The sequence below is a fragment of the Salinibacterium hongtaonis genome (assembly GCF_003065485.1).
Lineage (GTDB): Bacteria > Actinomycetota > Actinomycetes > Actinomycetales > Microbacteriaceae > Homoserinimonas > Homoserinimonas hongtaonis.
The window spans coordinates 1550908-1571405 of record NZ_CP026951.1 but is presented as its reverse complement, the minus strand read 5'-3'; the positions used below and the strand labels follow the sequence as shown (position 1 = coordinate 1571405).

20 protein-coding genes are annotated in these 20498 nt (G+C 64.3%); 17 read left to right on the top strand and 3 right to left on the bottom strand.

Features of this window, described 5'->3' with window-relative positions; translation table 11 throughout:
• Positions 1-6: 6 nt before the first annotated feature.
• Both C2138_RS07575 and holA read left to right on the top strand, forming a co-directional pair.
• A complete protein-coding gene (locus C2138_RS07575) occupies positions 7-2400 on the top strand; it encodes a ComEC/Rec2 family competence protein (protein WP_159078167.1) in 2394 nt (797 codons plus the stop codon).
• A 73-nt stretch (positions 2401-2473) separates the two neighbouring features.
• On the top strand, positions 2474-3514 hold the full coding sequence (gene holA / locus C2138_RS07570; protein WP_108516766.1) for a DNA polymerase III subunit delta: 1041 nt from the start codon (positions 2474-2476) through the stop codon (positions 3512-3514).
• Between the two features lie 102 nt (positions 3515-3616).
• Here the strand turns inward: holA and rpsT are convergent, their stop codons facing one another.
• Complete coding sequence (gene rpsT, locus C2138_RS07565) at positions 3617-3877, bottom strand: 30S ribosomal protein S20 (protein ID WP_108516765.1); 261 nt, start codon at positions 3875-3877, stop codon at positions 3617-3619.
• A 287-nt stretch (positions 3878-4164) separates the two neighbouring features.
• On the opposite strand from rpsT, the gene lepA reads away from it, so the two are divergent.
• From lepA to hemW, 3 genes are all read left to right on the top strand, one after another.
• On the top strand, positions 4165-6015 hold the full coding sequence (gene lepA, locus C2138_RS07560; RefSeq protein ID WP_108516763.1) for a translation elongation factor 4: 1851 nt from the start codon (positions 4165-4167) through the stop codon (positions 6013-6015).
• A complete protein-coding gene (locus tag C2138_RS07555) occupies positions 6015-6671 on the top strand; it encodes a DUF1990 domain-containing protein (protein WP_199286515.1) in 657 nt (218 codons plus the stop codon). Before lepA ends, C2138_RS07555 begins: the two co-directional genes overlap by 1 nt.
• A gap of 95 nt (positions 6672-6766) precedes the next feature.
• Entirely contained in the window at positions 6767-7999 is a 1233-nt protein-coding gene (hemW, locus tag C2138_RS07550) for a radical SAM family heme chaperone HemW (RefSeq protein WP_108516762.1), read from the top strand.
• 30 nt (positions 8000-8029) lie between these two features.
• On the opposite strand, the gene C2138_RS07545 is transcribed toward hemW, so the two are convergent.
• Positions 8030-8434, bottom strand: coding sequence for a DUF4870 domain-containing protein (locus C2138_RS07545; RefSeq protein WP_241961075.1), 405 nt, complete (start codon positions 8432-8434; stop codon positions 8030-8032).
• Between the two features lie 101 nt (positions 8435-8535).
• A complete protein-coding gene (locus C2138_RS07540) occupies positions 8536-8928 on the bottom strand; it encodes a DUF4870 domain-containing protein (RefSeq protein ID WP_108516759.1) in 393 nt (130 codons plus the stop codon).
• Between the two features lie 190 nt (positions 8929-9118).
• Between C2138_RS07540 and hrcA the strand changes: the two genes are divergently transcribed.
• The 12 genes from hrcA to C2138_RS07480 all read left to right on the top strand — a co-directional run bounded on the left by hrcA (position 9119) and on the right by C2138_RS07480 (position 20391).
• Positions 9119-10141 (top strand): heat-inducible transcriptional repressor HrcA, encoded by a 1023-nt coding sequence (gene hrcA, locus C2138_RS07535; RefSeq protein ID WP_108516757.1) that lies wholly within the window; start codon positions 9119-9121, stop codon positions 10139-10141.
• A gap of 59 nt (positions 10142-10200) precedes the next feature.
• Positions 10201-11304, top strand: coding sequence for a molecular chaperone DnaJ (gene dnaJ / locus C2138_RS07530; protein ID WP_108516755.1), 1104 nt, complete (start codon positions 10201-10203; stop codon positions 11302-11304).
• Positions 11305-12045: a 16S rRNA (uracil(1498)-N(3))-methyltransferase gene (locus C2138_RS07525; RefSeq protein ID WP_108516754.1), complete on the top strand. Its 741-nt coding sequence runs from the start codon at positions 11305-11307 to the stop codon at positions 12043-12045. It abuts the gene before it with no gap.
• Positions 12046-12080: 35 nt separating this feature from the next.
• Entirely contained in the window at positions 12081-12437 is a 357-nt protein-coding gene (locus C2138_RS07520; protein WP_108516752.1) for a histidine triad nucleotide-binding protein, read from the top strand.
• Between the two features lie 67 nt (positions 12438-12504).
• Positions 12505-13473 (top strand): PhoH family protein, encoded by a 969-nt coding sequence (locus C2138_RS07515; protein ID WP_233245562.1) that lies wholly within the window; start codon positions 12505-12507, stop codon positions 13471-13473.
• Entirely contained in the window at positions 13470-13934 is a 465-nt protein-coding gene (gene ybeY, locus C2138_RS07510; RefSeq protein WP_108516749.1) for an rRNA maturation RNase YbeY, read from the top strand. Before C2138_RS07515 ends, ybeY begins: the two co-directional genes overlap by 4 nt.
• Before the next feature lie 55 nt (positions 13935-13989).
• Positions 13990-15309 (top strand): hemolysin family protein, encoded by a 1320-nt coding sequence (locus C2138_RS07505; RefSeq protein WP_108516748.1) that lies wholly within the window; start codon positions 13990-13992, stop codon positions 15307-15309.
• Positions 15306-16202: a GTPase Era gene (era, locus tag C2138_RS07500; RefSeq protein WP_108516746.1), complete on the top strand. Its 897-nt coding sequence runs from the start codon at positions 15306-15308 to the stop codon at positions 16200-16202. Before C2138_RS07505 ends, era begins: the two co-directional genes overlap by 4 nt.
• The gene (locus C2138_RS07495; RefSeq protein ID WP_108516745.1) at positions 16168-17397 is read left to right on the top strand and encodes a sensor histidine kinase; all 1230 of its coding nucleotides are present in this window, start codon (positions 16168-16170) and stop codon (positions 17395-17397) included. The genes era and C2138_RS07495 overlap by 35 nt, the downstream gene beginning before the upstream one ends.
• On the top strand, positions 17394-18065 hold the full coding sequence (locus C2138_RS07490) for a response regulator (RefSeq protein ID WP_108516743.1): 672 nt from the start codon (positions 17394-17396) through the stop codon (positions 18063-18065). Before C2138_RS07495 ends, C2138_RS07490 begins: the two co-directional genes overlap by 4 nt.
• A gap of 122 nt (positions 18066-18187) precedes the next feature.
• Positions 18188-18982 carry an ABC transporter ATP-binding protein gene (locus tag C2138_RS07485; protein WP_108516742.1) on the top strand — a complete coding sequence of 265 codons (795 nt, stop codon included), beginning with the start codon at positions 18188-18190 and terminating at the stop codon, positions 18980-18982.
• Positions 18979-20391 (top strand): ABC transporter permease, encoded by a 1413-nt coding sequence (locus tag C2138_RS07480; protein WP_108516740.1) that lies wholly within the window; start codon positions 18979-18981, stop codon positions 20389-20391. The genes C2138_RS07485 and C2138_RS07480 overlap by 4 nt, the downstream gene beginning before the upstream one ends.
• Positions 20392-20498: the final 107 nt, after the last annotated feature.

Here is a 20498-nt window from a genome sequence, read left to right as displayed (position 1 = left end):
TTGGTTGTGCCCGCCGCCGCCGCGTGGGCGGTAGCCGCTATCGCGATCGGAATCGATGCGCTCCCCGCCCTTGCGGCGTGGGTCACGACGGGAGTATCGCTTGCTCTCGTTGCGGTCGCTCTTGTCGACAGCCGTCGGAGATCGGTCTGGGCCGCCGCTTCGCTCGCCCTTCTGGCTATCGGAGCGGTTCTCCTCAGCGCCAGCGGCGCGGCCGAGGTGCGAAAGCCTGCCGAGTTTCGGGATGCTGCGGCGCAGTCGAGGCAAGTGACGGTCGTGGCCACGGTGACCCAGACAGTGCACCGTCCCCTAGGGTCCGAAACCGCTTCTGCCGACCAGAACGGGGGCATTGCGAACGAGATCACGCCTACTGCGGAGAACTGGCGTGGCGCCGCACCAGAGCCCTTCCGGGCAACGGTCTCGCGACTTGCCGTTGGGCACAACGCCTCAGAGTCGGCCCTCGATGAGCGCACCTTCTCGGTTCCGGTGATGATTTTCGGGTCCGTGCACGGCGGCAATGCTGCGGTGGGAGACACGGTGCGGGTGTCAGGGTCGCTGATCGCCGGAGAGCCGGGCGATGGTGCCGCGTATCGTATCTTCTCCGCGGATGATGCCGAAGTTGTTGAGCGAGGAGAGGGAATCGTCTCTGCCGCGGCGGGCATGCGCGCGAGGTTTCTCGATGTCGTCGGGTCGCTCCCTGGCGACGGCGGCAGCTTGCTGCCGGGGCTGGCGATCGGAGACACCACGCTCGTGAGCGACGACCTCGACGAGGCAATGAAGCTCAGCGCACTGAGCCACCTCACCGCGGTCTCGGGCGCCAACTGCGCGATCATCGTTGCGCTCGTCATGGCGCTGGGTGCAAGGCTACGGTGGCCTCGAGGCCTGCGAATCGTCACAGCGGTCGCGGTGCTTTGCGGGTTCGTCGTGCTGGTCACTCCCGAGCCGAGCGTGCTGCGCGCCGCGGTCATGGCCCTTGCTGTGCTCTCCGGGCGTTTTGTGGGTCGCGGGGCAGGCGGGCTCCCCGCCCTCGCCCTGGCCGTGTTCGTGTTGCTCCTCATCGACCCGTGGCTCGCAAGGAACCTGGGGTTCACCCTGTCCGTTCTCGCGACAGCGGGGCTGCTCGTCTTGGCGGCGCCGCTCAGCGAGGTTCTTGGGCGGTTCTTGCCGCGCCCTATCGCGGCCGTAATCGCCCTGCCCCTGGCTGCTCAGCTCGCGTGCCAGCCCGTCATCATCTTGCTTTCGCCGAGCATCCCCGTCTGGGGAGTGGTGGCGAACATCCTCGCGGCCCCGGCTGCGCCCGTGGCCACCGTCGTTGGCCTTGCGGCCTGCATTGTGGCGGGGCTTTCGCCCCCTCTCGCGCAGCTCATTGCGGTGTTCGCGTGGGTCCCAGCAGCCTGGATCGCCGCGGTGGCGTCGTGGTTCGCGGGTCTGCCGAACTCGCAGATCCCGTGGTGGGAGGGCGTGCCAGGGCTTGCGGCCTGTGCGGCGGTCTCCACGTGCGCTCTTATGGCGGTTCTCGTTCGTCGGAGAGCTGTGCGATCGTCTGCGGCGATGGCTCTGGCCTGCATCGCGATTGTTACAGCAGGGTCGACTGCGGGCAGCGCGCTGCGTAGTGCGGCCACGACTCCGCAGGACTGGCAGTTCGCGGCGTGCGACGTTGGCCAGGGGGATGCAATGGTCATCAGAAGCGCAGGAGAAGTCGCGCTTATTGATACCGGACAAGAGCCCGAGTTGATCTCTGCGTGCCTCAATCGGCTCGGCGTCGACCGGATCGACCTTTTGGTGTTGACCCACTTTGACGCCGATCATGTCGGCGGAGCCGAGACGGTGCTCGGCCGGGTCAAGATTGTCCTCGCGGGCCCCCCTGATGGTCAGCGCGATGAGGCACTGCTTAAGCGATTTGAGCAGTCCGGCTCCGAAGTGCTGATGGCTACTCGTGGCCTGGCGGGAACCCTGGGGGAGCATCGCTGGACGGTTCTCTGGCCCCCTCGTTCAGCATCACCCGGGCCCGGCAACGACGCGAGTGTTGTGACCGCGTTTACGGGCGGCCCGGCCTGCGAGACATGTCTGACGTCGGTGCTTCTGGGGGATCTGGGCCGGGAGGCGCAGTTGCGGCTCGGCGCGCTCAATCGGGCAGAGCTGGCGAGCCTCGCGCCGGTCGATGTGGTCAAGGTCGCCCACCACGGTTCTCGTGACCAGGCGGCGACTCTTTACGAACAGCTCGACGCCCGAGTGGGAGTCATCGGAGTGGGGGCAGGCAACGACTACGGGCACCCCACGGCAGATATCCTCGCCACACTTCGCACCCTGGGCACGGCGTCAGCTCGAACGGACCGTGACGGGCTAGTACTCGTCGCGTTTCGCGACGGCGAAATGGTGCTGTGGAGGGAGAGGGGCGGCTAGTACCCGACCGCGCGCGTCGGCGGGCCTGGGTAGGCTTGATCAGACACGTTCGTTCCGACCCGAGTGGAGATCCGTGGCAGGCAGGCCAGCAGGCAAATCGGCGTCCAAGGCGCCGGCGAAGGCATCGGCCAAAGTCACGATTCCGCAGCTCCCGTGGTCGCAGGCTAGGCCAGCGCCCGTGGTTCTCGTATCAGGCACAGAGGGCTTCCTCGCCGATCGTGCGATCCGAGCCCTCCGCGACGAACTCAAGCGCAACGACCCGAGCCTTGAGGTCAGCGACCTCGAGGCCGACGGTTATTCTCCGGGGCAGCTACTCACGGTGGCGAGCCCATCCCTTTTTGGTGAGCCTCGCATGATCCGGGTCATCAATGTCGAGAAGTGCACGGACGCATTCATCACCGAGACGCTGGGATATCTAGAGTCTCCGGCCGACGACACCTGCCTCGTGCTGCGCCACGGTGGTGGCGTCCGGGGCAAGAAGCTTCTTGACGCTATCCGGGGCGGCCTCGGTGGCGGGGTTGAGGTCGTGTGCACGGAGCTCAAAAAGGAGCAAGACAAGGTCGACTTCGCCTCGGCCGAGTTCAAAAAGGCTGGTCGCCGAGCGACTCCCGGCGCCGTCCGCGCGCTCGTGGCGGCGTTCTCGGACGACATCGCCGAGCTCGCTTCGGCCTGCCAGCAACTCATCGCGGATGCCGCAGCCGAAATCACCGAGGTCACGGTCGAGAACTACTACTCGGGCCGAGTTGAGACCTCGGCCTTCAAGGTGGCAGACGTTGCGATCGCCGGGCGTCAGGGCGAAGCGCTCGTGATGCTGCGGCACGCGCTGGCCTCGGGGGCAGATCCCGTTCCCATCGTCGCTGCCTTCGCTATGAAGATTCGAACCATGGCCAAAGTCTCCGGTTCCCGGGCCAACGCCTCTCAGCTGGGGCTTGCCCCGTGGCAGGTCGACCGAGCACGGCGCGACCTTCAGGGCTGGAGCGACGAAGGCCTAGGCCGGTGCATCGAGACTCTCGCGGAGACGGATGCGGCGGTCAAGGGTGCCCAGCGCGATCCCGTCTTCGCCCTTGAGCGCATGGTCAGCGTTATCGCCTCCCGCGGGGAGCGCCGGGGCTAGCCTCGTCGCAGAGGCACGCCACAGAAGTGGCACCATGTGCAGTCGTCTTAACGCAAGAACCCCGCCTCACTGAGGCGGGGTTCTTGCGTAAGTTGGTGCTGCTTAGAGAGCGGCAACCTTCTTGGCGATCGCCGACTTCTTGTTGGCGGCCTGGTTCTGGTGGATGACGCCCTTGCTCACGGCCTTGTCGAGCTTCTTGGAGGCCAGCTGGAGTGCCGTGGTGGCAGCAGCCTTGTCACCCGAGGCGATGGCGGTGCGGGTTGCGCGAACGGCGGTCTTGAGCTCGCTCTTGACAGCCTTGTTGCGCTCCGTCGCCTTCTTGTTGGTGAGGATGCGCTTCATCTGCGACTTGATGTTTGCCAAGGTAGGTAACTTTCTGTTGTTCCGGACGGTGTGTGACAGCCACAACCAGCGTCGAAGTAGAGGGCAACGACAGAAGATCTGACTGCATTTCGCACCGGGTGATCGTGGGGGATGAACGCGGTGCGCAAGCCAACAGGCAACATTACCAGTCGGAGGCCGTTTTCAACAAACCTTGCGGCGCGCAGCGTGCCGCACGATTGGGGAGCGGGGCTCCGTCATGGGACAATCGAGAAAACCGTTTTCCGGCGCGGCTTCGGCCGCTCCGCTACATCTCGACTGAGGTATGTGTGAGCCCTAGAGCAGAGAAGGCCCTTCAGCCGGCTTCGACCGACCCCGCCTTCATTCGCAACTTCTGCATTATCGCCCACATCGACCACGGCAAGTCGACTCTGGCCGACCGCATGCTGCAGGAGACCGGTGTCGTGAGCGACCGCGATATGCGGGCGCAATACCTCGACCGCATGGATATCGAGCGCGAGCGCGGCATCACCATCAAGAGCCAGGCCGTTCGCATGCCGTGGTCTCTTGACGGCGAAAGCTATGCGCTGAACATGATCGACACTCCGGGTCACGTCGACTTCACCTACGAGGTGTCGCGCAGCCTTGCCGCATGTGAGGGCGCAATCCTTCTGGTGGATGCTGCGCAGGGTATCGAGGCACAGACGCTGGCGAACCTTTATCTGGCGCTGGAGAACGACCTCACGATTGTTCCCGTCTTGAACAAGATTGACCTTCCCGCCGCAGACCCCGATAAGTACGCCAAGGAGCTCGCGAGCCTCATCGGCGGCGACCCCGACGATGTTCTTCGCGTTTCGGGCAAGACCGGCGTTGGCGTTCCTGCTCTTCTCGATCGCGTGACCAGGCTCATCCCCGCGCCGAAGGGCGATGCGCAGGCTCCCGCCCGCGCCATGATTTTCGATTCTGTCTACGACAGCTACCGCGGCGTTGTGACCTATGTGCGAATGATCGACGGTCATCTGAACCCTCGCGAGAAGATTCAGATGATGTCGACCCGCGCCACCCACGATATTCTCGAAATCGGCGTCAGCTCGCCCGAGCCGACCCCGAGCAAGGGTCTCGGCGTCGGCGAGGTGGGTTACCTCATCACGGGCGTGAAGGATGTTCGCCAGTCGAAGGTTGGTGACACCGTCACGACGGCATCCAAGCCTGCAACTCAGGCACTGCCCGGCTACACCGAGCCGCTGCCCATGGTCTTCTCCGGCCTGTACCCGATCGATGGCAGCGACTACCCGTTGCTGCGTGAGGCGCTGGACAAGCTCAAGCTGTCGGATGCGTCGCTGGTCTATGAGCCGGAGACATCCGTTGCTCTCGGCTTTGGGTTCCGCTGTGGCTTCCTCGGCCTCCTGCACCTGGAGATCATCACGGAGCGCCTCGAGCGCGAGTTCGGCCTCGACCTCATCACGACGGCGCCGTCAGTGATCTACGAGGTCACGACCGACGACAAGAAAACCGTCACCGTCACGAACCCGAGCGAGTTCCCGGTCGGCAAGATCGCCTCGGTCAAGGAACCCATTGTCAAGGCCGCCATCCTGGCCCCGAAGGACTATGTCGGCGTGATCATGGAGCTCTGCCAGAGCCGCCGCGGCACGCTCATCGGCATGGACTTCTTGGGCGAGGATCGGGTCGAGATCAAGTACACGATGCCGCTCGGCGAGATCGTGTTCGACTTCTTCGACAACCTCAAGAGCAAGACCGCCGGCTACGCGAGCCTCGACTACGAGCCCGCCGGCGAGCAGGAGGCCGACCTCGTCAAGGTCGACATCCTGCTCCAGGGCGAACAGGTGGATGCCTTCAGCGCGATCGTGCACCGCGATAAGGCCTACGCCTATGGCGTTCTCATGACGGGCCGCCTGCGCGAGCTCATCCCGCGTCAGCAGTTCGAGGTGCCCATCCAGGCGGCCATCGGATCCCGCATCATTGCGCGCGAGAGCATCCGCGCCATCCGCAAGGACGTTCTGGCCAAGTGCTACGGCGGTGACATCACCCGAAAGCGCAAGCTCCTTGAGAAGCAGAAGGAGGGCAAGAAGCGCATGAAGATGGTCGGCCGCGTCGAGGTTCCCCAGGAGGCGTTCATTGCCGCGCTCTCGGGAGACGTGGAGAAGAAGGACAAGAAGTAGTGTCGCGGCGGCAGCTCTGGGAGCTCCCGGTCAACTATGCGGCAGTGGGCGCGACGCAGTCGCCCGAGATCGTCGGGTTTCCTCCGCGAGGTTTTCGTTCGTATGAGCGGAGGGTGCGCATTGGCACCGGTCCCGCGCGCTGGGATTTTGCGTGGCACGCGGCTCTCGGCTGGGGCATCCCCATCCGCAGCGGGCTCACGGTCGAGCTCACGGAGACCCCCCGCGAGGTGCGGGAGGGCTCCTACACTCCCGTGGAGTTTGATGCCAACGGAACCCCGATAGCCCCCGCGGTCACCGGCGAACCGGTCGAAACGGTTTATGGACCAGACGGCTTGCCGCTGGGCACGCCGGGTGATTCCGTGTGGTTGGCATGGCAGTGGGGCCCCCTCAAGCTGCGATTCCCCGTGCGGGTGATCTTCGTCATCGACGAAGCTGACCGCAAGGGCATCGCCCTGGGCACCTTGCCGGGTCATCCGCTCACGGGAGAAGAAGCGTTCTTCGTCGATCGTGAGGAGGACGGTTCCGTGTGGCTCACCCTGCGCTCGCTCACCGGACCGGCCGAGGGATGGTGGCGGGCGGCAACCCCCGCGCTGGCCATTGCGCAGCGGGTGCTGCGGGGGCGCTACCTTAAGGCGCTCTCCGGACCCGTCGACTAAGGACTCCACTACAGCTCCGCTACAGCTCCGCTACAGCCTCTACTGCGGCCACCACATGCGCCGCCGACTCAGCCGCGCTGGGGGAGAATGGGGGGATGCCCTCAGCGCTTCCCCTTGCCGATCCGGCGCCTCTCGACGGGCTCTTGCCTGCCTCCGTGCTCGAGGGCGCGTCGACCCGCGACTTCGGCGTCTACCTCCATGTTCCGTTCTGCCGGGTGAGGTGCGGGTATTGCGACTTCAATACCTACACGGCGGAGGAGCTGCGCGGCACCAAACGCAGTGACTACGCGAGCCAGGCCGCGATCGAGGTTGAACTGGGCGCGCGAGTTCTTGAGCAGGCAGGTCTTCCCCGGCGAGAGGCGACCACCGTGTTCTTCGGCGGCGGTACTCCGACGCTGCTGCCGGCATCCGATCTGGTATCGATGTTCGACGCCGTTCGCTCGGCCTGGGGTGTTGCCGAGGGAGCCGAGGTTACGACCGAGGCGAACCCCGACTCCGTCGACCTCGACTACCTCCGCACTCTCAAACGTGCGGGGTTCACGCGGGTATCGTTCGGCATGCAGTCCGCTGTTCCGCACGTCTTAGCCACGCTTGAGCGCACGCACGACCCCGAGCGCATCCCGCTCGTTGTTCAGTGGGCGCGAGAGGCGGGTCTCGACGTGAGCCTTGACCTGATTTATGGCACGCCGGGGGAGTCGCTCGACGACTGGCGGCGGTCGCTTGAGCACGCCATTGCCCAGAATCCTGACCATCTTTCGGCCTACGCGCTCATCGTCGAAGACGGCACGAAGCTTGCCCGGCAGATTCGTCGCGGTGAGGTCTCGCAGCCTGACGACGATCTCGAAGCCGACATGTATGAGCTTGCGGATCGGATGCTCACGGACGCCGGTTTTGAATGGTACGAGGTGAGCAATTGGGCCAGGGGTGCTGAGCATGCCTCCCGTCACAACCTTGCGTACTGGCGCGGTCATGACTGGTGGGGGGTCGGCCCTGGTGCCCACAGCCACGTTGGTGGGGTTCGCTGGTGGAACGTGAAGCACCCTGCGGCGTATGCCGACAGGGTGCTGGCGGGTCACTCGCCGGCGGCCGGGCGCGAGACGCTCGATGCTCAGACGCGCCGCACTGAGAGCATCCTGCTGTTGTCGCGCATTCGCGACGGCCTCGTGATTGCCGATCTGGATGCTGGCGCTCGGTCTGCCGTCGCCGGCCTCATCGCCGATGGTCTCGTGGATGGCGCTGCCGCGGTGCGCGGCTCGATCGTGCTCACGGTTCGCGGTCGGTTGCTCGCCGACGCCGTGGTGCGGCGGCTGTTGCCCGAATCCGACTAGCGCGCGGCAGCCAGACCCGGGCCGCTACCGCTATTTAACGAACTCGATCGAGAGCGGGTAGGTGTAGTACTGCCCGTCGTTGGCCTTAATGGCGGCGATGATCATAAAAATGATCGCGGCGATCTCGATGCCGGTTATGGCGACCCAGAGAAAGATGAATCCCACTCCGAAGGTGAGCACGCCGACGATGGAGAGAATTATCGCCGCGCCCACGAGGTAGATGATCAGCGAGATGTGAAAGTTCAGTGCGCTGCGCGTATGCGCACGTACGAACGGCCCCCGGTCTTTAAGGACGAGATAGCCGATGAGCGAGGGAAAAATTCCGAAGATGATGCCGCCCAGGTGAATCAGGGTCGACCACATCTTCTCGTCGCTCGGATTCATGGGCTGTACTGCCTGATATCCGCCGGCGGGGGGTGGAGGTGGGTTCGTCATGCTCGCCATTAAACAGCCACTGGGCGAATTTGGGCATTGCGGCGCGTTAACGCGAATGGCCGAGGGCGTTAGCCCCCGGCCATCTGAACCGTGAGGTTGCGCTACTTGATGAGGCGCAGGGCGAACGGGTAACGGTAGGACTGCCCATCCTTGGCCTTCACGAAGCCCTGGATGCAGAAGATGATGGTGACGACCCAGAGGGCAAACGTCGGCAGGCCTGCGAAGAGGGTCCAGATGCCAAAGGTGACGGCGGTCAGGATTGCGTTGACGATCGTAATGGCCACGTGTGCGATGGTCACCGTGATCTGAAAGTTCACGGATTCCTTGCCCTCGGAGTTGGTGAACTGGCCGCGGTCCTTGAAGATGAGCCAGATGATGAGGGGTGGCAGGATCCAGAGGATGCCTCCGAGGTGAGCGAACGATGCCCACTGACGGTCTTCCTGCTGGCTGAGGGGAGTGGCCGGTGCTCCGGCGGTGGGGGTCTGATCGGTCATTGCACGTGCCTTTCGGGAACTGTCGCCCGGGGCGTTCCAGGGCGAGTGCTGGCCAATGGCCCCTGATCCAGGGCGACGCAGGCAATGGATAAGGTAGCGGTCGATGCTCACGCTTGCAATGCGAGGCACGTCCCGGGCGCGATACAATTGGCAGTCGAGGCACAAGAGTGCCAACGTGGAGGGATTAGTCATGGTGTCGGATCGCGGCCTGGATGTGCTGCGCGTCATCGTGCAGGACTACGTGGCCTCCCGCGAACCCGTTGGTTCCAAGTCCATTGTGGAGCGGCATTCGTTTGGGGTGTCGGCGGCGACCATCCGCAGCGACATGGCGCAGCTCGAAGAAGAGGAGCTCATCACGGCTCCTCACACGTCGTCAGGGCGGGTTCCCACCGACAAGGGGTACCGCGTCTTTGTCAACCAGCTCGCCGACGTCAAGCCGTTGTCGAGCGCTCAGCGTCATGCGATCGAAGCGTTCTTGGGCGATTCCGCCGATCTCGACGATGTGCTCGCCCGCACGGTCAGATTGCTGTCACAGCTGACACACCAGGTGGCGCTCGTGCAGTATCCGTCGCTGGGTCGGTCGCGCATCCGCCATGTGGAACTCGTCCAGCTGAGCGACACCCGCCTTATGACGGTGTTGATCACCGACACTGGTCGCGTCGAGCAGCGCATCATTGAATTGACGACGACGGGCAGCGCAGCCGATATCGCGACGATTCGCGCCCGCCTCAATGCCGAGCTGACAGGTCTCGGCCTCACGGAAGCTGCGGCTCATCTCACCTCGTTCGCCGACGGCCTTGAACCAGCGCAGCGGCCCCTGGCCGGCCTCATCGCCGAAAGCCTGTCTGAGCAGGTCCTCGCCAACCGCCAGGACAAGCTCGTGATGGCCGGAGCAGCCAATCTGGCGCGCACCGGTGACGACTTCAGCGGCAGCATATTTCCCGTTCTCGAGGCGATCGAGGAGCAGGTGACCCTGCTCAGATTGTTTGGCGAGATGGAGCAGGAGGTCGGCTCGATCTCGGTGCGCATCGGGCGGGAAAACGAACAGTACGGCCTCGCCGAGGCATCCGTTCTGAGCTCCGGGTACGCTGCTTCGGGCGGCGAGCTGGCTCAGCTCGGGGTTCTGGGCCCAACCCGCATGGACTACTCGAGCAACATGACGGCGGTTCGGGCGGTAGCGCGCTACCTATCCAAGCTTCTCGGCGACAACTAAGACTTCTCCAGAGGAGGCCGACCCTGGTCGGTCTCGCACGATCATATTGAGGAACAACATTGGCAGACCACTACGAAGTTTTGGGCGTCGAGCGCTCGGCAACCCCCGAGGAGATCAAGAAGGCCTACCGTCGCCTTGCGCGTGAGTTGCACCCCGACGTGAATTCGGCCCCCGACGCATCGGAACGCTTCAAAGAGGTCACGCACGCCTACGACGTTCTTTCGGACCCTCAGCAGCGACAGTCCTATGACATGGGCGGCCAGCAGGGCTTCGGCGGCGGTGGCTTCGGCGGTTTCGGAGACATTTTCGAGACGTTCTTCGGCGGCGGTGGGGGCGGAACCCGCCCTCCGCGCTCCCGCACGGAGCGCGGCCAGGATGCGCTCATCCGCGTAGAGATCGAGCTCGCCGATGTCATCTTCGGCACCCAGCACGAGGTCGAGGTCGATACCGCAGTCACTTGCAAGACGTGCGGTGGCTCATGCTGTGCGCCGGGCACCGACCTGGCCACGTGTGACATCTGTGGTGGTAGCGGCCTCATCCAGCGCTCTGTGCGCAGCCTGCTCGGCAACGTCATGACCTCGAGTCCGTGTGGAACGTGCCGTGGTTACGGCACCGTCATTCCGAACCCGTGCCCCACGTGTTCCGGTCAGGGCCGCGTTCGCGCCCGTCGCCGCATCCCCGTCGACATTCCCGCCGGAGTCGACACGGGGCTGCGTCTGCAGATGCCTGGGCAGGGGGAGGTCGGCGCTGCCGGAGGCCCCAACGGCGACCTATACCTCGAGATCAAGGTGCGCCACCACGATGTCTTTAGCCGCAATGGCGATGACCTGCTCGCGACGCTTGAGGTGCAGATGACGGATGCCATTCTTGGCACGACCGCCGTCTTTGAGTCGCTGGATGGCCCGGTCGAGGTCGAGGTCAAGCCGGGAACGCAGAGCGCCGAGGTCATTACGGTCAAGGACCGCGGAATCACGCACCTTCGCGGCGCTGGCCGTGGCGACCTCAAGATCGGCGTTCAGGTGCTCACCCCGACCAAGCTCAATTCCAAGTCGCGCGAGCTTGTGCAGGAGCTTGCCCGTTCGCAGCATTCTGTGCCTCCGCACCTGTCGCACTTTCAGCAGGGACTTTTTCAGAAGCTCCGTGACCGGTTCCTCAACCTGTAGATGGCGCACTTCTACCTCGCAGAATCCCTTGCCTCTGCCAGCGTCGGCGCGACCGTGTCGGTTACGGGTGCCGAGGCGAAGCACGCCGTTAGCGTGAGCCGCATCCGGGTCGGGGAGTCGTTGTCGATTGGCAACGGGGCCGGTCTCGTCGTCACCGGTGAGGTGACCGAGGCTCGGCCCGATCTGCTGAGCGTCGTCGCGCAGACCGTGACGCAGTTTCCTCGGCCGACACCGGCGCTCGTTCTCGCCCAAGCCCTCGCCAAGGGCGGGCGGGATGAGAGCGCGGTGCAGTCGGCGACGGAACTCGGGGTAGACACCGTCATTCCGTGGGCGGCTCAGCGGTCGATCGTTCGCTGGGATGCCGCCAAGGCCTCCAAGGGCAGGGAACGCTGGCATTCGATCGTGCGCGAGGCGAGCAAGCAGTCGATGCGCCCGTGGGTGCCCGCTGTTGGGGAGGTGGCAACGACCAAACAACTGGCGGCGCGGGGCGGCAGCGCGCTCATCCTGGTCCTTGAACCGACCGCGGAAAAGCGGCTCACGGAGCTCAGCAGGGATGAGCTTGAGAGGCACGACGAGGTCGTGTTGGTCGTGGGCCCTGAGGGCGGCGTCGCTGATGGCGAACTCTCAAGCCTGCGCGACGCAGGCGCTGTTCTCGTCAAGCTCGGCGACGGCATCCTCCGCACCAGCACTGCCGGGCCTGCCGCGATCGCTGTGCTCAATGCGCAGCTTGGTCGCTGGTAGCCACCGCCTCAGGCGTTTGCGCTTAAGCTTGTGGCATGTCTGCCGCAGCCGAACCATCGATCTTCTCCCGCATCATCGCCGGTGAAATTCCTGCCGATGTCGTGTTCGACGGCGAGCGTGTTATCGCCATTCGCGACATTGCGCCTAAGGCGCCCGTGCATTTGCTGGTGATTCCCCGCGACCCGCAGTACCGCAACGTCGCAGAACTTGCGGCCGGCGATCCGGCTCTGCTTGCGGAGATGGTTGCGACGGCGCAGGCCCTGGCGGATGAGCACTGTGGAGGCGAGTTCCGCCTCGTATTCAACACCGGCGAGAGCGCCGGCCAGACCGTATTCCATGTGCACGCTCACGTTTTGGGCGGCACCCTCTCGGAAGGCTCCCTTGGCGACTGACACTGCACGGACCGGCGGAGCAAGCGGCGACTCGCTTCGCACGGTGATCCATGTCGATACCGTCTCGATGGTCGACCTCTTGGGGCCGCAGGATCGACTGCTGCGCACGATCGAGGATCAGCATCCGCTTGTCTCGGTATTTGTTCGTGGCAACGAAATCGCGCTTGAGGGGCCCGCAGCGCAGGTCCGCGCAGCCAACACGCTTGTCGAGGAGCTTCTCGCTCTGGCCGGCGAAACCCACGAGCTGACCGATCGTGACGTCACCGAGTCTGCCCGCATCATCGCGGGCAGCTCCGGCGAGCGGCCGACGGATGTGCTCGGGCAGACGATATTGATGAGCCGTGGCAAGAGCATTAGGCCCAAGACCTCAGGGCAGCGGGCGTATGTCGATGCGATCGATGAGAACACCGTCGTATTCGGCATCGGCCCCGCCGGCACGGGAAAGACCTACCTGGCGATGGCCAAGGCGGTGCAGGCCCTGCAGCGCAAGGAGGTCGACCGCATCATCCTCACGAGGCCGGCCGTCGAAGCTGGCGAGCGTCTTGGATTCTTGCCCGGCTCGCTGACTGACAAGATCGACCCTTACCTGCGACCCCTCTACGACGCGCTCAACGAGATGATGGACCCGGAGGTCGTGGGCAAGCTCCTGGCCATCGGCACGATCGAGGTCGCCCCGCTGGCCTATATGCGAGGGCGCACGCTGAACAACTCCTTCGTGATCCTTGACGAGGCGCAGAACACCACGCCGGAGCAGATGAAGATGTTCCTGACGCGTCTCGGATTCGGGTCGCGCATGGTCGTCACGGGCGACATCACGCAGGTCGACCTGCCGACGGGCACGAGTGGTCTCACTCTCGTGACGCAGGTGCTCGACACCCTTGACGACATCCATTTTTCGTACCTCACGAGCGACGATGTTGTGCGGCACACGCTGGTAGCCCAGATCGTGGATGCCTATACCCGGTACGACGAAGACCGGCAGCGCGTTCGCGCAGACCGACGAGACGCCACAGGGCGCGGAGAGAGTGCACTATGAGCATCGAGATCAACAACGAGTCAGTTGTGGAGGTCGACGAGACCGCACTGCAGCGCCTGGCGACCTACGCGCTAGACGAGCTCCACGTGCATCCCGACGCCGAGCTGTCGATCGTGCTGGTCGACGAGGCAGCCATGGAGCAGCTCCATGTGCAGTGGATGGACGAGCCGGGCCCAACGGATGTTCTGAGCTTTCCCATGGACGAGCTCCGGCCCGGCACAGAAGACGCCATTACCCCCGCTGGTCTGCTCGGCGATGTTGTGCTGTGCCCTCAGGTCGCGCAGTCGCAGGCCGAAACGGCCGGACACACCCTCATGGACGAGCTGCTGCTGCTCACCACCCACGGCATTCTTCACCTGCTCGGCTTCGATCACGCCGAGCCTGATGAGGAGCGCGAAATGTTCGGCCTGCAGCGCGACATTCTCGCCGGCTTTGCCGTGCAGGAGCGCGACCCTCAGTGATGACGCAACCCTCAGTGATGAACCGCCCACATTCATCTGAGCTGCGGAGTTCTCGATGACCGTGATCTTTGCGATTGTCGCCGTTGTGCTCGTCGCATTCGGCGGACTCCTGGCGGCAGCAGACGCCGCCCTGGGTGTGCTCTCCCGCAACGACCTGCAGGAGATGGCACAGGGATCCCGTAGCGAGAAGTCGCTTCTGGCGATCGCCGCTGACATCGGCCCGCACCTCAACGCCGTCAACTTCATGCGCATCGCGGCGGAGACAACAGCTGCCGTTTTGGTCACGATGAGCTTTACGACCGTGATCGGACAGTGGTGGCTTGCCCTCATCTGCTCGGCACTCGTCATGATCATCGCGTCATTCGTGCTCGTCGGTTCTAGCCCGCGCAGCGTTGGGCGGGAACATGCGCGCCCCATTGTGATTGCGACCGCGTGGTTGGTTCACGCGCTGAGGGTGCTGCTGGGGCCGATCGCGGCTGCGCTTGTGGCGGTGGGCAACAGGGTCACTCCTGGTCGCCCCAAGACGGCAACATTCAGTTCTGAACAACAGCTGCTGAGCATGGTCGACGAAGCAACCGCGCTAGACGTGCTCGAGGAGGAAGACCGAGAGCTGATCCACTCGATCTTCGAGTTCAACCAGACGGTCGTGCGCGAGGTCATGGTGCCCCGTACCGATGCTGTGACGATCGAGGGAACTGCGCTTCTCGCGGAAGCCCTGGGGCTGTTCTTTGGCAAGGGCGTATCGCGCATCCCCGTCGTGGGCGAAGATGTCGACGAGGTGCTCGGCGTTCTCTACCTTCGCGACGTCGCCCGTCTCAGTCATGAGCGGCCGTCCGACCTCACCAAGCTCACCACGGCCCAGCTTGTGCGCCCCGCGCTGTTTGTGCCGGAATCGCAAAAGGCAGACGACCTCTTGCGCCAGATGCAGCTCGAATCGAACCATCTTGCGATGGTCGTGGACGAATACGGCGGAATCGCCGGGCTCGTCACGATGGAGGACCTCATCGAGGAACTCGTCGGCGATATCTCTGACGAGTACGACCGGGCGCTCCAGGAGGTCAAGGATCTCGGTGATGGCCGCTTTCGGGTCGCCGCTCGGCTCCCTGTCGATGAACTCGGAGAGCTCTTTGACCTTGACCTTGATGACGACGATGTCGACTCGGTCGGCGGGCTTTTCACCAAGGCGCTGGGCAGGCTCGCAGAGCCGGGGGATACCGTCCACGTCTACGGAGTCACCCTCACGGCCGAGAGAACCGATGGCCGGCGCAAACGCCTCGTCACCCTCATTGCCGAGCCCGATACCCGGGTCGTGCGCGATGATGGCTCCGAGAGCGACACAGAATCTGACAGCGAGAGCGAGAGTTACACCCCATGACCGACACCCAGCACCGCGCGGGCTTTGTGACCTTTGTAGGTCGCCCCAACGTCGGCAAGTCGACGCTCACCAACGCACTCGTCGGCGAGAAAGTCGCCATCACGAGCAGCAAGCCGCAGACCACCCGCCGCGCCATTCGCGGCATTGTGCACAAGGAATCTGGCCAGCTCATCCTGGTCGATACGCCCGGCATGCACCGCCCCCGCACGCTCCTGGGTGAGCGCCTCAATGCTGTCGTGCAAGACACGCTCGGCGAGGTCGACGTGATCTGCTTCTGCGTGCCTGCCAACGAAAAGCTCGGCCCGGGCGATCGCTTCATCAATGAGCAGCTAGATTCGTTTCCCCGCGCCAAGAAGGTCGCCATTGTCACCAAGGTCGATGCGGCATCAAAAGCATCCGTCGCAGAGCAGCTGCTTGCTGTCTCCCAGCTGCGCGACTGGGAGGCCATCATCCCCGTTTCTGCGCTCACGAGCATCCAGCTGGATGTTCTGACCAAGGAACTGATTGCCTTGCTACCAGAATCCCCGCCTCTCTACCCGGCCGAGACCGTGACCGAAGAGGCGATGGAAGACCGCATTGCCGAGTTCATTCGCGAGGCAGCACTTGAGGGCGTTCAAGACGAGCTGCCTCATTCGATTGCCATTACGATCGACGACATCATCGAGCGAGACGACAAAGAGCTCGTTGAGATCTACGCCAACCTGTTCGTAGAGCGCGACAGCCAGAAGGGCATCATCATCGGCCACAAGGGCTCCCGTCTCGCCGAGGTCGGCGCACGGGCGCGGGCGCAGATCGAGCCCCTCATCGGCAGCAAGGTGTTTCTCTCCCTCCGGGTGAAGGTGGCCAAGGAGTGGCAGCGTGACGCCAAGCAGCTCGGCCGGCTCGGCTTCTAGCGGCGTGAATCTCTTTCGGGAGATCACCAGGCGCCAGCTGGTGTTCGATATTTCGCTGGCCATATTTTGCGTTCTGCTGCGGCTTGCGATCACGGTGGCCGAACCGGCGATGTATGTCGTCGTCATCATCATGGCGACGGCGCTTGCCCTGCGCCGGGCAAGCCCTGCGCTCGCTCTGGTTGTGGCCTGGGTTGGCGCTGGCTTTCAGCTTGTGGCCCAGCTCGGCCCCGACGTCTCCAACCTCGCGATCCTCGCAGTGCTGTTCACGACAGCGGCCTATGGCGGCCGGGTTCTCAAGTGGGCTGGCCTTGGTTCTGCGATAGCGGGTTCCCTCGTGATCGCGATCTACCTCACGATCGATGTCTTTCTCAGGGGCGCGCCGCTGAACGAAGTGATTCAGGTGTTCGCGGGCATCCTGATCTTCGCGCTCGTGGGTCTCGGACTGAGCTGGACGCTCGGGCTCCTTGCGCGCACTCGGCGCCTCGCCGGCGAGAGCAGGTCGGCCCAGGCTAAGGCCGAGGCGGAGCAGCGCATCGCTCAGCGCGAGGTCATTGTCGAACAGGAGCGCAACCGCATCGCGCGGGATATGCACGACATCGTCGCGCACTCCCTTGCGGTCGTCATCGCGCAATCAGACGGCGCCCGCTACGCCAGGCTCACAGATCCCACCGCTGTCGATGGTGCCCTGACAACCATTTCTTCGACCGCGCGAGAGGCGCTCGGCGATGTTCGCCTCCTGCTCTCGCAGCTCCGACACAATCAGGCCGAGGGGCCGCAGCCGAGCCTTGCCGATCTCGACCGGCTCGTGGGGCAACTTCGCCAGGCGGGCCTCTCTATCGAGGTTCGCGAGACCGGTGAGCCTCTGCCCTTGGCGCAGGGGCAGCAGCTCGCGGCGTATCGCGTGATCCAAGAAGCCCTCACGAATGCGCTCCGCCATGGGGATGTCGACCAGCCCGTCGAGTTGGAGATCGCCTGGTCGCCGCTCGGGCTGCACGTGACGGTGACCAACCACATGCGCGCGGATGCGCAACTGGCCCCGCCACTCGGTCACGGCCTTGCGGGCATGCGGGAGCGCGCTGTGCTTGCGGGCGGCGACCTGACCGCCCGGCCCACATCCGGGCTGTTCGTGGTCTCGCTTTCGTTGCCCCATTCGGTGCCGACCACCACCGCTCCCACCCTCAAGGAGTCGTCATGACCGATCAGATCAGAGTGGCGCTCGTCGACGACCAGTCGCTCTTTCGTGCTGGAATCCGCATGCTGGTCTCATCACAGCCCGACCTTGAGTTCGTGGGGGAGGCCAGCAACGGGCAAGAAGGTGTCGCCCTCGCTCTGGCCCAGCGCCCCGACGTGATGCTCATGGACATCCGTATGCCGATCATGGATGGCATTGACGCGACAGCCGAGATTGTGGCGAACGCCGCTAAGAACGGCTCTGCCACTCCTCGGGTGATTGTTCTCACGACATTCGATCTGGATGAAGCTGCGACCCGGGCAATTAGGGGCGGCGCAAGCGGCTTTGTGCTGAAAGATGCCGACCCCGAGTTTCTGCTTGCCGCAATTCGCACGGTTCACGCGGGCAACGCCGTGATTGCCGCTTCGGCGACTCGTGAGCTTTTCGAGCACTTCAGCGGGGCATCAGCAGTCACGGCGACCCCCGCAGAGTTCGAGAACCTCACCTCACGGGAGCGAGACATCTTCGTGCTGGCCGCGCGGGGCCTGAGCAACTCCGAGATCGCGCAGCAGGAGTTTCTCAGCGAGGCGACCGTCAAGACACACATCAGTCGCATCCTCTCCAAGCTGTCGCTACGCGATCGTGTGCAGTTGGTTGTCTACGCGTTCGAGCACGAGCTCACGGGCAACTGATAGCCAGAGGTTCGCGCGGTGGCCAGAGATGTACGCCGGCGCTGCAAGGTCATCCTGAAGAGGGATGCGGGAGCTACTTGAGCCCGATGCCCCGGAGGCCCCGCAAAAAATAGCGTGGGTCTATGACAATCACACCTGCCAATCCCGGCCCCTCCGATGGGTCGCGCACCGAATCATCCGCGGCAGTAGCGCGCGTCTCTCACGTCACCAAGGCGTATGGATCAGGAGCAACGACCGTTACGGCACTCGACGGCGTCACGCTCGAGCTTCGTCGCGGTGAATTCACCGCCATCATGGGGCCCAGCGGATCGGGCAAATCAACTCTCATGCACATCATGGCTGGCCTCGATTCGCCCACGTCGGGCTCCGCCTGGATCGGGGATACCGAGGTAACGGGCCTGGGCGACACCGAACTGACCCTGCTACGGCGACGGCGCATCGGATTCGTGTTTCAGGCCTTCAACCTGGTGCCGACCCTTGACGTAAGCGGCAACATCCACCTTCCGTTCATGCTCGACGGCCGCCGCCCTTCTGTTCAGGAGAAGAAGTGGATCGATGACCTCATCGACTCGCTCGGGCTTTCGCCACGGCTCACGCACCGTCCTCATGAACTCTCGGGAGGGCAGCAGCAGCGCGTCGCTATCGCCCGCGCCCTGGCGACCCGCCCCGACCTCATCTTCGCTGACGAGCCCACGGGCAACCTCGACTCGCGCACGGGCCGCGAGGTCTTGGCATTGCTCGCCGCGGCGTGCACGGGGTATGGGCAGAGTATCGCCATGGTGACCCACGACCCCATTGCGGCAAGCTATGCCGACCGCATCGTTTTTCTCGCCGATGGGCGACTTGTGGCCGAACACGGGCGCAGCACGCCCGAGCAGATCAGCTCGTTCATGCTCGGTATGGAGTTGGCCAAGTGACGGTCTCGACATCACACAGCCGTGGACTCAAAGACCACACATCGAGTCTCATCGTCACGGCGCTGAGCGCCGCCTTTGGGGTCGGACTTATTCAAACGACGGGCTATCTCACGGCGATAGTGGCGCAGAACGACATCTCGGCTCGCAATTCGGTTCAGCTGGCGTTGGCCATGGTGGCCTCCGTCTTCATCCTGATCGCGGTGTACGTCGGTTCGATTGTGACGGCCAACACGTTCGCCACGATCATCGCGGGTCGCACCCGCACGATTGCCCTCATGCGACTTGTCGGCGCGACGGCCAAGACTCTGCGTCTCTCGGTTGCACGAGAGGGCCTCGCGGTCGGGGCGGTGGGTGCGGCTATCGGCGCAGCGGTCGGCCTCGTGATCGTTACCGCCGCACTCGAGCTGGCGCGGGCCACAGGGGCGGTTCCTGATCTCGATTACGGCGCCATCGACCCGCTCATCGTTATGCCCGCAGGTGTTGTGGTTGTGGCGACGTGGGGTGCCTCGTGGGTCGGCTCGCGCCGGGTTCTCGTCGTGACCCCGATCCAGGCGACGGGTGCCGCGCAGGAGCGCTCACGCGAAGAGACGCGGCGCCGCCCTGTGCGCAATGGTGTCGCAGCGCTGTTCTTCTTCGGAGGGCTTGTCGCGCTCGGCGTCGGTGTGGTTCTCGGGCTTGTCAACGGGCTCGGCTTCATCGTCGCGTTCTTCGGCGGAATCGCTTCGTTCACGGGCGTCGTCATCGGCGCTCACCTCGTTATTCCTCCGCTTCTGCGTCTCACCGGCCGCTGGTTTGGGTCGTCGGCATCGGCTCAGATGGCGGCGGAGAACAGCACGCGGTATCCGGAGCGCAGCGCGCGAACGACGATCGGGTTGGTCATCGGTGTGACCCTCATCACCACGTTCTCTGTCGCGGCACAGGGCTACGCAGACATGATCGCGGCGGCCCAGCAGAACGAGCCAGAGGCCTATGCAGGCACCGACGACGTGATTGCCATAACGATGGCGATCTTCACGGCACTCATCGGCTTCTCTGCGGTCATCGCGGCGTTTGGAATGATCAACAACCTCTCGCTGAGCGTGATTCAACGAACGAGAGAGCTCGGATTGCTGAGGGCCCTGGGCTTTACCGGTCGGCAGGTGCGCGGGATGGTCGTGGCCGAGAGCGCTCAGCTCACGGTGACGGGTGTGGGAATCGGCCTCGTGCTCGGTGTGCTGTACGGCTGGGCGGGTGCGCAGTCGCTTTTGGGCAGCATGTTCGGCGGCCCCGGACTCGTCTTGCCCACAGTTCCGTGGTTCCTCCTCATCGTCCTCGCTGTGGGATCCGCGTTGCTCACGCTCGCGGCGGCTCAAATCCCGGCGCGCAAGGCCACATCGGTTACGCCGGTGCTGGCTCTCGCCGCCGACTGACTGAGAGGGGAGGGCAACCCGGCTGGCCGGGTTGCCCTCTCGATTTGATAACGGCGCAAAAAGGGGTGATAACCTGAGTTCGTGCTGTTCGGTCTGCTTCTCCTTAG